General features: G+C 67.9%; 7 protein-coding genes and 1 pseudogene. 4 read left to right on the top strand and 4 right to left on the bottom strand.

Annotation, left to right across the window (positions count from 1 at the left end):
* Nucleotides 1-257 (bottom strand): hypothetical protein (locus AC2W7C_RS07810; RefSeq protein ID WP_486000934.1); only part of this gene is annotated, 257 nt, incomplete at its 3' end.
* 155 nt (nt 258-412) lie between these two features.
* Here AC2W7C_RS07810 and AC2W7C_RS07805 point away from each other — a divergent pair.
* Nucleotides 413-1,108, top strand: coding sequence for an HAD family hydrolase (locus AC2W7C_RS07805; protein WP_486000933.1), 696 nt, complete (start codon nt 413-415; stop codon nt 1,106-1,108).
* A 52-nt stretch (nt 1,109-1,160) separates the two neighbouring features.
* Here AC2W7C_RS07805 and AC2W7C_RS07800 read toward each other — a convergent pair whose 3' ends face one another.
* A complete protein-coding gene (locus tag AC2W7C_RS07800; RefSeq protein WP_486000932.1) occupies nt 1,161-4,187 on the bottom strand; it encodes a TonB-dependent receptor plug domain-containing protein in 3,027 nt (1,008 codons plus the stop codon).
* A 357-nt stretch (nt 4,188-4,544) separates the two neighbouring features.
* Between AC2W7C_RS07800 and AC2W7C_RS07795 the strand changes: the two genes are divergently transcribed.
* The 3 genes and pseudogenes from AC2W7C_RS07795 to AC2W7C_RS07785 all read left to right on the top strand — a co-directional run bounded on the left by AC2W7C_RS07795 (nt 4,545) and on the right by AC2W7C_RS07785 (nt 8,682).
* On the top strand, nt 4,545-4,859 hold the full coding sequence (locus tag AC2W7C_RS07795) for a hypothetical protein (RefSeq protein ID WP_486000931.1): 315 nt from the start codon (nt 4,545-4,547) through the stop codon (nt 4,857-4,859).
* Between the two features lie 25 nt (nt 4,860-4,884).
* A pseudogene (gene carB / locus AC2W7C_RS07790) lies at nt 4,885-8,179 on the top strand (carbamoyl-phosphate synthase large subunit).
* A 149-nt stretch (nt 8,180-8,328) separates the two neighbouring features.
* Nucleotides 8,329-8,682, top strand: coding sequence for a hypothetical protein (locus AC2W7C_RS07785; protein WP_486000930.1), 354 nt, complete (start codon nt 8,329-8,331; stop codon nt 8,680-8,682).
* Between the two features lie 229 nt (nt 8,683-8,911).
* On the opposite strand, the gene AC2W7C_RS07780 is transcribed toward AC2W7C_RS07785, so the two are convergent.
* A complete protein-coding gene (locus tag AC2W7C_RS07780) occupies nt 8,912-9,331 on the bottom strand; it encodes a hypothetical protein (protein WP_486000929.1) in 420 nt (139 codons plus the stop codon).
* A 73-nt stretch (nt 9,332-9,404) separates the two neighbouring features.
* The coding region (locus AC2W7C_RS07775) for a dicarboxylate/amino acid:cation symporter (protein WP_486000928.1) at nt 9,405-10,628 on the bottom strand (1,224 nt) is incomplete at its 5' end.

The following is a 10,628-nucleotide window of genomic DNA, read 5'->3' as shown; positions in this document are numbered from 1 at the left end:
GAACGGCCCAGGTCGAAGACCGGCTGGGGCGGCGAGGTCACGGTCAGCTCGCGCGCGCCGCGCGTGACCACGGTGAAGGTCAGGCTCTCGTATGGCGCGGCGTAGGCCCGCCGCTCCAGCGGCGGCGATCGCGCGGACGCGTCCGGCCAGCCCGACGCCGCGTAGGCGCGATGCTCGGGCGGGATCTTGGGCGCAGGGCCGTCTTGCTCCCGCGCGTCGGATTGGAGCAGCCCGCGCTGCTCCGTGGCGTTCCCCATGACCGGCTCCTTGGTTTGGACGGCCCCCCGGGAAGTTGTCCGTGAACGGTGCCCCCGCATCGCCAACATTTCCCTGACGAACATGTTCAACAGGCCGTTCACCATGCCGCCGCCAATGGCTTGCGCAGCCGGTCCGCCGAGGGCATGGACCGGCCATGAGCATCACCACGGTCGGCCTGGATGCCGACGACACCCTCTGGCACAACGAGACGATCTTCCGCCTGACGCATGATCGCCTCGTCGCCCTTCTGGCCGACCACGGCGACCGCGACGCGATCGAGGGCCGGCTGGCCGAGGTCGAGCGCCGGAACCTGCGTCTGTACGGCTACGGGGTGAAAGGCTTCACCCTGTCGATGATCGAGACCGCGATGGAGCTGACCGGCGGCGAGGCGCCGCCCGCCGTGGTGCGCGAGATCCTCGCGGCGGGCCGCGAGATGCTGGCCCATCCGGTCGAGACCCTGCCCGGCGTCGACGAGGCCCTGGCGGCCCTGTCGGAACGCTATCGGCTGGTCCTGATCACCAAGGGCGATCTCCTGGACCAGGAGCGCAAGCTGGCCGCCTCGGGCCTGGGCGAGCTCTTCGCCGCCGTCGAGATCGTGTCCGAGAAGGACCAAGGGACCTACGAGCGTGTCTTCGCCCGGCATGGAACCGGCGCGGACGAAGCCGTGATGGCCGGCAACTCGATGAAGTCCGACGTCTTGCCCGCGCTGGCCGCCGGCGCCTTCGCGGTCCACATCCCCTACGCCATCACCTGGGCCCACGAACTGGCCGACGCGCCCGAAAGCCATCCCCGCTACGGCGCGCTGGAAGGCATCGACGCCCTGCCCGCCTGGATCGCCGAGCGCGCATGAAAAAAGGGCGGCGTCCGGAGACGCCGCCCCTCTTTCCGAAGCCGGGCTAGGCCTACATGCTGAGGTTCATGCCCAGGTAGAAGAACCGGCCCAGCGGGCTCACCGGATAGGCGTTGGTTCCCCGATCCGGCTGCTGATCCGTGAAGTTGTTCACGCCGCCGTAGACCGAGATGCGGTCATCATAGGTGTACCGCACCTGGAGGTCGTGCACCGAACGCGCCGAATAGTCCTTGTACTCCGGATCGATGTAGTTGTCCGGACGGCCTTCGAAGCGGCGGGTCTCGTCGAACCAGTTGTAGCCGTAGTTGACGAACCACTCGTTCCACCGCCAGCCGATGTCGAACGTGGCCTGCCATTCGGGGATGAAGGCCTGGCCAACGGTCTCGTCGACGCTGAGCGGGTTGCCCGGGTCTTCGATGAACGTCAGGTTTTCCAGCTTGCTGGCCGCCAGGACGAAGCTGAACTGGCCGATGTTCTGGCGGATGCCCAGATCTTGCGGATCCAGGTTGTATCGCATCGTCATGTCATAGCCGGACGTCTCATAGGACGCGACGTTGACCCCGAACTGCTCGAAGCCTTCGATCAGGTGGCTCGAACCGTCGCGCGTGATCAGATCGCAGAACTGGTTCGGCTGCGGCAGGTCATAGCACTTGTCGAGGATGTTCTGGGCCGAGAAGAACTGGATCGCCTCGGTGATCTCGATGTCATAGTAGTCCAGCGCCAGCGAGAAGCCGGGGATGAAGCTCGGACGCAGGACGACGCCGGCGGTGAAGGTGTCCGCGGTTTCGGCCTGGAGGTCCGAGTTGCCGCCGATCACCCCCTCGATCGAAGACGACGAGTTGTTGATGAAGGTGTAGGGGTCCGACGCGCCGATGCCGAGCATGGCGCGGCAGTTGGCTTCGCGCACCGCCGCGTTGTCGCCGGCCTGGTAGTTGTCGCGGTCGCAGGGGTCGTCGAGGATCGCGAAGGTCTGCGACAGCGGCAGGAACAGCTCGGAGATGTTCGGGGCACGGACGGCGCGCGCCAGCGAGCTGCGGAACCCGACGGAGTCGTTGACGTCCCACCGCAGGCCGACGTTCCACGCCTCGGTCTCGCCGATGGTCGAGTAGTCCGAATAGCGGTAGGCGCCGTTGACCGTCAGATTCTGCACGAACGGCAGGTCGCGGAGCAGCGGCAGATAGATTTCGCCGAACAGCTCCTTCACCTCGAACGCGCCCTTCAGGACGTTGGCCTCGCCCAGCCAGGTGATGTCGTAGTGAACCCGGGCCGCTTCCAACTCGAGCAGCGACGGCAGCGAGCGCGCCTCCTCCTTGCGGTACTCGCCGCCGACGACGAAGGAAACCGGACCGCCCGGCAGCTCGAACCACGCGCCGGTGTCGCCGCTCAGGAAGCCGTTCACCACGAGCTGCTCGACCGTGTTGAGCGAGGTCGAGTCGGCCATGATCCAGTCCAGCGCCGCCTGCGAGCCCACGCCGTCGCCGAAGATGTTCAGCGGACGGCAGCCGGAGTTCAGGCCCGGCGTGAAGGTGGTGCCCCAGGTGGTGTCGTCGAACGGCGAGCTGCCGAAGCCAGGGTAGTTGCCCAGGGGAGCCGCGCTCGGATCGAGATTCGAACGGCAGACGATATTGCCGTTCCGGACGCCGGTCCGGAACTCGCCCTCGTCCACCGCGTCGATGGCCGCGTAGAAGCGTTCATTGATGCGGTTGTTGTTCTCGGTGTTCTTTTCGCGGGTGCGGCCGTAGTTGACCGAAACCTCGTAGGAGAGGTGGTCGTTGAGGTCGCCCCGGAAGCCGACGACGGCCCGGTAGGTGTTGCGTTCGACATCGCGGGTGATGAAGCCCAGGTCGAAATTGTCCCGCGCCATCAGGACGCCGCCGATCGCATCGACGATGGCGCCGGGAGCCGTCGCCGCGGTGCGGATGGAGGCCGGGATGTACGGGTTGTCGATCGGGATGAACAGCGCGTAGTCGAACGACGGCTGCGACTGGAACTGCGTCCGGGTGTTCGCGTAGGTGAACTCGCCGAAGAACGTCGCCTTGGGCGACAGGTCGATATTGAACGTCGCGTTGAGCGAGGTGCGTTCCAGTTCCGGCAGCAGGTCGGTGCCGAAGGCGGCCAGCTGGCTGCCGTCGCCGCCGATCATCGTGAAGCCGTCCGAGTACACGCCCGGGGTCCACGGCCGGCCGTCGCCGTTGAAGTCGACGCCGGACAGGTTGTTGGAGAAGTCCAGGTCCGTATAGACCGACCCGCCGGGCGAGGTGTCGATGTAGCGGGCGTTGCGGAAGAAGTTCTGCTGATACTGTCCCGGGGCGCCGGTGAAGGCCGGATCCCGCGTCAGGGTCTCGCGGCCCGCCAGGCTGGAGAACTCGCGATCGTCGCGTCCGACCCGGCCGGTCTTGGAGAACTCGGCGCCGATCGTGAAGTTCGCTTGGCCGTCGAGCAGGTTCTTACCGTACAGGACGCTGACGAAGTTGTTGTCGCCGCCGCCGGCGTCCGACCAGCCGGTCTGGGCGCGGACATCCAGGCCCTCGAAATCGTCCTTGAGGACAAAGTTGACCACGCCGGAGACGCCGTCGGCGCCGTACACCGACGAGGCGCCGCCGGTCAGAATGTCGACCCGCTCGATCAGGGCGACCGGAATGGTGTTGATGTCGACCGACTGGTCGCCCGGCTGGGCGGCCACGTGGCGGCGGCCGTTGACCAGCACCAGCGTACGCTGGGTGCCCAGGTTGCGCAGGTCCAGAAGGTTCAGACCGACCGCGCCGCGGGCGCCGGCGTTGGCGTTGGTCTGCAGGGTGGTCGAGCCGACCAGGGCGGGCTGATCCGTAAGAAAATCCGTGACGTTGGTCACACCGGCGTTCTGCAGCGCCTCTCCGGCGACGGACGTCACCGGCGCGGCGCCGTCGTAGTCGGGCACACGAATCCGCGTGCCGGTGATCACGACTTCTCCGATCTCGGTGGCTTCATCCTGAGGAGGCGGGGGCGCGTCCTGAGCGAAGGCCGGGGCGGCGATCAGGGCGGCGGCGAACACGCCACCCGTCAGAATGGAGGTGTCACGAAGACGTTTGCGGAAGGACATGGGGGGAGGATCCTCGATAATGCTCGCGAGCGACAATCTGGATTGCGCAGGCTCTATACACGGGCCGAATTTAGCCTTCGGTCCGCCACGGAAACAATCTCCAGCGCCACCTTATCGCCCCCGATCACCGCAACTTTCGCCGGATATGAACACGATTGTTCGCAGTCCGTCACATCATCGTCACACCGCGGACAAATCGGTAACGACGTTCGCGGATTTACGACCAAAATGGGGCGTCTATTTCGCCTTGCCCCCTCGCCCCCCCTTCTCTAGACGGGCCGCTTAACCGACAACCCGACCGAACCGCGCCGGCGCTGGCCCGCGCCGGGTTCGCGCGCGCCAGGAGCCTCGCCGACCGTGACCGCCTCGTCCGTTAGCCATGAAGAACGCGACGCCATGGTGCGCGCGGCCCTGGCGGCCCAGGGCGACAACGGCGTCACGCCGCGCCACACCCTGTTCTACTTCTACGGCGAGGGCGACCACGACGACCTGAACGAGGTGGCCCGGCGCGCCGGCTTCGTCACCCGCGGTCAGGACGACATGACGGTGCTCGAAACCACCATTCCGGTCGACGAAGCCTCGTTCGCGCCGGTGTCCTCGATGATGCAATCCTGGGCCGCGGCCTTCCAGCTGGACTACGACGGCTGGGAATGCGCGGTCGTGACGAACTGACGATCAAGAAGAAGAGCCTCAGGCCATGCCCAAACGCACAGACATCCAGTCGATCCTGATCATCGGCGCCGGCCCGATCGTCATCGGCCAGGCCTGCGAGTTCGACTATTCGGGCGTGCAGGCCTGCAAGGCGCTGAAGGCCGAGGGGTACCGGGTCATCCTGGTCAACTCGAACCCGGCCACCATCATGACCGATCCGGAGGTGGCGGACGCCACCTATATCGAGCCGATCACCCCGGAGTTCGTCGAGCGCATCATCGCCAAGGAGAAGCCCGACGCCCTGCTGCCCACCATGGGCGGCCAGACCGCGCTGAACACCGCCTTGGCGCTGGACGCCTCGGGCGCGCTGAAGAAGCATGGCGTCGAGATGATCGGCGCCAAGGCCGAGGTCATCGACAAGGCCGAGGACCGTCAGAAGTTCCGCGACGCCATGGACAAGCTGGGGCTGGAAAGCCCGCGCTCCAAGGCCATCCACCATATCGACGAGGCCGATGACGCCCTGGCCTTCGTCGGCCTGCCGGCGATCATCCGGCCGTCCTTCACCCTGGCCGGCACCGGCGGCGGCATCGCCTACAATGTCGAGGAGTTCCGCGAGATCGTGGAGCGCGGCCTGGACCTGTCGCCGACCACCGAGGTGCTGATCGAGGAAAGCGTGCTCGGCTGGAAGGAGTATGAGATGGAGGTCGTCCGCGACAAGGCGGACAACTGCATCATCATCTGCTCCATCGAGAACGTGGACCCCATGGGCGTCCACACCGGCGATTCGATCACGGTCGCTCCCGCCCTGACGCTGACGGACAAAGAGTACCAGCGGATGCGCACGGGCTCGATCAACGTGCTGCGCGAGATCGGGGTCGAGACCGGCGGGTCGAACGTCCAGTGGGCGATCAATCCCGCGGACGGCCGCATGGTCGTCATCGAGATGAACCCGCGCGTGTCGCGCTCGTCGGCGCTGGCGTCCAAGGCCACGGGCTTCCCGATCGCCAAGGTCGCCGCCCGTCTGGCCGTCGGCTACACCCTGGACGAACTGACCAACGACATCACCAAGGTCACGCCCGCGTCGTTCGAGCCGTCGATCGACTATGTCGTCACCAAGATCCCGCGCTTCGCCTTCGAGAAATACCCGGGCGCCGAGGCGACCCTGTCGACCTCGATGAAGTCGGTCGGCGAGGTGATGGCCATCGGCCGGACCTTCCAGGAATCGATGCAGAAGGCCCTGCGCGGCCTGGAAACCGGCCTGACCGGCTTCAACGAGATCGAGATCGAAGGCGTCGCCGACGTCGAGGATGACGCCTCGGCCCGCGCCGCCGTCGTCCGCGCCTGGGCCTGCCGACGCCCGACCGCATCCGCGTCATCGCCCAGGCCTTCCGCCACGGCCTGAGCGTGGACGAGGTCGCCGCGGCCTGTTCCTACGAGCCCTGGTTCCTGCGCCAGATCGCCGACATCGTCCGCACCGAAGGCCACATCCGCGTCCAGGGCCTGCCCACGACCGCGACCGACTTCCGCAAGCTGAAGGCCAAGGGTTTCGCCGACGCCCGCCTGGCTCAGCTGACCGGCTCGACCGAGAAAGCCGTCCGCGCCGCCCGCCGCGCCCTGGACGTCCGCCCGGTGTTCAAGCGGATCGACACCTGCGCGGCCGAGTTCGCCTCGGCCACCGCCTACATGTACTCCACCTACGAGACCGGCGCGCTCGGCCAGGTCCCGCAGAACGAAGCGGAGCCGTCCGACCGCCGCAAGGCCATCATCCTGGGCGGCGGGCCGAACCGCATCGGCCAGGGCATCGAGTTCGACTACTGCTGCTGCCACGCGGCCTTCGCCTTCGACGACATCGGCGTCGAAAGCATCATGGTCAACTGCAACCCCGAGACGTCTCGACCGACTACGACACCTCCGACCGCCTGTATTTCGAGCCGCTGACGGCCGAGGACGTGCTGGAGCTGATCGACGTCGAGCGCTCCCGCGGCGAACTGCTGGGCGTCGTCGTCCAGTTCGGCGGCCAGACCCCGCTGAAGCTGGCCCACGCGCTGCAGGAGGACGGCGTGCCGATCCTGGGCACCAGCGTCGACTCCATCGACCTGGCCGAGGACCGCGAGCGCTTCCAGAGATTGCTTAACGACATCGGCCTGATGCAGCCGCCGAACGGCCTGGCCCGCAGCGCCGAGGAAGCCGCGCAGAAGGCCGACGAGGTCGGCTATCCGGTCGTGCTCCGCCCCTCCTACGTGCTGGGCGGGCGCGGCATGATGATCGTCCACGATCGCGAGCAGCTGGACCGCTACGTCCACGAAGCCATGCTGGTCTCGGGCGACGATCCCGTCCTGATCGACCACTACCTGAACCGCGCCACCGAGGTGGACGTCGACGCTCTGTGCGACGACGAGACCGTCTTCGTGGCCGGCGTGCTGGAGCACATCGAGGAGGCCGGCGTCCACTCGGGCGACAGCGCCTGCTCGATGCCGCCCTATTCGCTGTCGGACGCCACCATCGCCGAGCTGAAGCGCCAGACCGAAGCCATGGCCCGAGCCCTGAAGGTGCGCGGGCTGATGAACGTCCAGTTCGCCATCGAGGAGCCGCACTCGGCCGAGCCGCGCATCTTCGTGCTGGAGGTGAACCCGCGCGCCAGCCGCACGGCCCCGTTCGTGGCCAAGACCATGGGTGCGCCCATCGCCGCCATCGCCGCCAAGGTCATGGCCGGCGTGCCGCTGAAATCGTTCGGGCTGACGGATCGGGCGCTGGATCACATCGCGGTGAAGGAAGCCGTCTTCCCGTTCGCGCGCTTCGCCGGGGTGGACACCGTCCTGGGGCCGGAAATGCGCTCGACCGGGGAGGTCATGGGTCTGGACTGGAAGCGGGAGGGCGAGGCCGACCTGCAGCCCGCCTTCGCCCGCGCCTTCGCCAAGTCGCAGACCGGCGGCGGCACCCTGCTGCCCACGGCGGGCACGGCCTTCGTCTCGGTCAAGGACGCCGACAAGCCCTTCATCGTCGATGCGGTGAAGTCCCTGCTGGCCCAGGGCTTCGGCGTTATCGCCACCGGCGGCACCCACGACTACCTGCGCGGTCTGGGCCTGGACGTCGGCCATGTGAAGAAGGTCCTGGAGGGCCGCCCGCACATCGTCGACGCCATGAAGAACGGCGACGTCCAGCTGGTCATCAACACCACCGAGGGCAAGCAGTCGCTGCAAGACAGCTTCTCGTTGCGCCGCACGGCCCTGATGATGAAGATCCCCTATTACACCACCGCCGCCGGCGCCCTGGCCGCGGCCCAGGGGATCGCCGCGATCAAGGCCGGCGACCTGGATGTGCGGCCGGTGCAGAGTTACTGAGCCCGGCGACTTTCGCTCGGCCGCCGCGAGCTGATCGCGGGCGCGGATCGTTGATCCGCGCCGGTGGTTGCGCGCACGTGTGAAGCGGTTCTATACTACCCATAGTTGCCAGACGCGTTCGACCCATCTTTCCGATGAGGAGCGGCACTATGAGCATTCCACCCGCGGACGACACGCCTCCCAAGGGGACCGCCGACATTCTTCAGATCGGCGGGAACTTCATTCCCGAAATCGACGCCGATCTCGACCGGCTTCTGGACAAGGGCCGATACGGACCCGTCCAGATCCTGGACGGAAGCGAAAGCCCTGAAAACAAGGGGCGAAGCCCCCACGCCATCACCCTTGTCGAGATCGAGTTCGACAACGAGGCCGACCTGAGGAAGTGCGTCCGACTGCTGCGATGGTCGGACGAGCGGCTCAAGCTTCGGCCGGACGAGCACATCCGGTGGGACTGGAGCTCGAGCATGCGCGACAAGATGACCATCAAGTTCGGCGTGAACTAGTACGACAAGGCCTTCTTCGAGCAGCGCAAGGACGCGTTCCGCAACGCGGAACATCGCGGCTACTACGCGAACTTCGGCGCCAGTCCCGATCGCTTCAAGATGGAGCACAGGGTGCTGGGCAAGGGCCGGACCTAGCGTCCAGCCCGCGTAGGCGCCGGGCGCGTGCGGAACCAGGTTCCTGGAACGCACCCGGCGCTGAGCCAGCCGCCAGCGGTACGTCGAACGCGGCCTAGACCGCCGGGGGCTCCAGCGCCCGGATCTCCAGCAGCCCCTCCGAGCCGGCGTCGTAAGCCTGCGACAGGATCACCCGCCCGCGCAGGGTGAAGACGGCGCCGCCGCCCGCCCATTCGATCGTGTCCGGCGCCGACGGCGGCCCCTCGGGATAGGAGGCCATGAACGAGGCCTTGGACTCCAGCATGTCGTCGCAGCCGAAGCTTCGCCCTTCCACCCGCGGGAACACCGCCCCGATCGTCCAGCTGGACGTCACGTTCGGCGGGGCGTCGCAGTTCATCAGCACCGCCTCGAACCGGCCGTCGGGCGAGGGCGTGCGCAACAGCACCTGCTCGGGCGGGCGGGGATCCGCGCAGGCCGCCGTCAGACCCGCGGCCGCGAGGATCGACAATCCCGTCGCCATCCAGTGATTGATCATCCGGCGCTCCTTCAAGGTTCGGCGCGAGGGTGACGCCTTCCGAGCGGCCGACGAACTGTCCAAACCTTACGGCTCAGATTCCCGCCGCCGCCTCGGGATCGGCGGCCGCGTCCCGCCCCTCGACGATCCGCGCCGCGGCCATGTCGGCGGTGACGTTGCCGATGGTGCGGAAGATGTCCGGCACCACCTCGACCGCCAGCAACAGCGGCAGGACCTCCAGCGGCAGGCCCATGGCCAGGGCGATGGGGGCGATGGAAGCGAAGAAGCTGACCTGCCCCGGCAGGCCCACCGTACCCACGCTGATGGCCAGGGCGGCCACGCCGCCGGCGAACAGGACGCCTGGCGTCGGGGGGATGCCGTACAGGTGGGCGACGTAGATGCAGACGGCCAGGTTGGCGACGGTCGAGGTGATGCGGAACACCGCCACCGCCAGGGGCAGGACCAGGCCGGCGGTCGCCGCCGACACGCCCAGCCGGTCGCGCGCGCGCTCGACCATCACCGGCAGGCAGGCGAGCGAGGACTGGGTGGAGAAGGCGACCACCTGGGCCGGGGCGACCGCGCGGACGAAGCGGCCCAGGGACACCCGGCCGAAGATCACCGCGACGACGTAGGTGAGCAGGATCAGGCCGACCAGGGCCAGCACGACCACGGCGATGTAGTGGCCCAGCACCCCCGCCGCGCCCAGGCCCGCCCGCAAGCCCACGCCCAGCGACAGGGCGAAGACGCCCGCCGGCGCGGCCAGCAGCACCCAGTGAACGATGACGATCATGGTCTCCGACACGGCCTCGAAGAAGACGGTCAGCGGCTGGCGCAGGCGGCCCGGCAGGCGGGTGGTGGCGAAGCCGAAGACGATGGCGAACACCACGATGCCCAGAATGGCGTCGTCGGCCGCCGCGCGGATGGGATTGGCCGGCGCCAGGCTGGTCAGGAAGGCGGGCAGCCCGCCGCCGCCGATGTTCTCGCGCACCGTCGCGTCGCCGGCCGCGCCGGACAGCAGCAGGCGGCCGCCCTCGGGGTCGATCGGCCACAGAGCGTGCAGCCCCTGCGACGCCAGGATCCCGTAGACGGTGGCGCCGACCAGCAGCAGGGCGAAGACCGTCACCGCCTTCAGCGCCAGCCGCCCGGTCGCGGCCGCATCGGCGATCGAGGCGATGCCGGTGACCAGCAGGCTGAAGACCAGCGGGATGATGGTCATGCGCAGGGCGTTCAGCCACAGCTGGCCCAGTCCGTCGACGACGGCGACCGTCCCCGTGCCGCCCGGTATGCCCCAGGCCTGGGCCGCGGCGCCCGCCGCCCA

It is taken from the genome of Brevundimonas sp. CURTG3B2_SDJG, from assembly GCF_057364705.1.
This window is presented reverse-complemented; position numbering and strand designations above follow the sequence as displayed.

What these genes read in the sequence shown, in the direction of transcription:
- AC2W7C_RS07805 (WP_486000933.1), top strand. Translation starts at nt 413, where the DNA reads ATGAGCATCACCACGGTCGGCCTGGATGCCGACGACACCCTCTGGCAC.
- AC2W7C_RS07800 (WP_486000932.1), bottom strand. Translation starts at nt 4,187, where the DNA reads ATGTCCTTCCGCAAACGTCTTCGTGACACCTCCATTCTGACGGGTGGC.
- AC2W7C_RS07785 (WP_486000930.1), top strand. Translation starts at nt 8,329, where the DNA reads ATGAGCATTCCACCCGCGGACGACACGCCTCCCAAGGGGACCGCCGAC.
- AC2W7C_RS07780 (WP_486000929.1), bottom strand. Translation starts at nt 9,331, where the DNA reads ATGATCAATCACTGGATGGCGACGGGATTGTCGATCCTCGCGGCCGCG.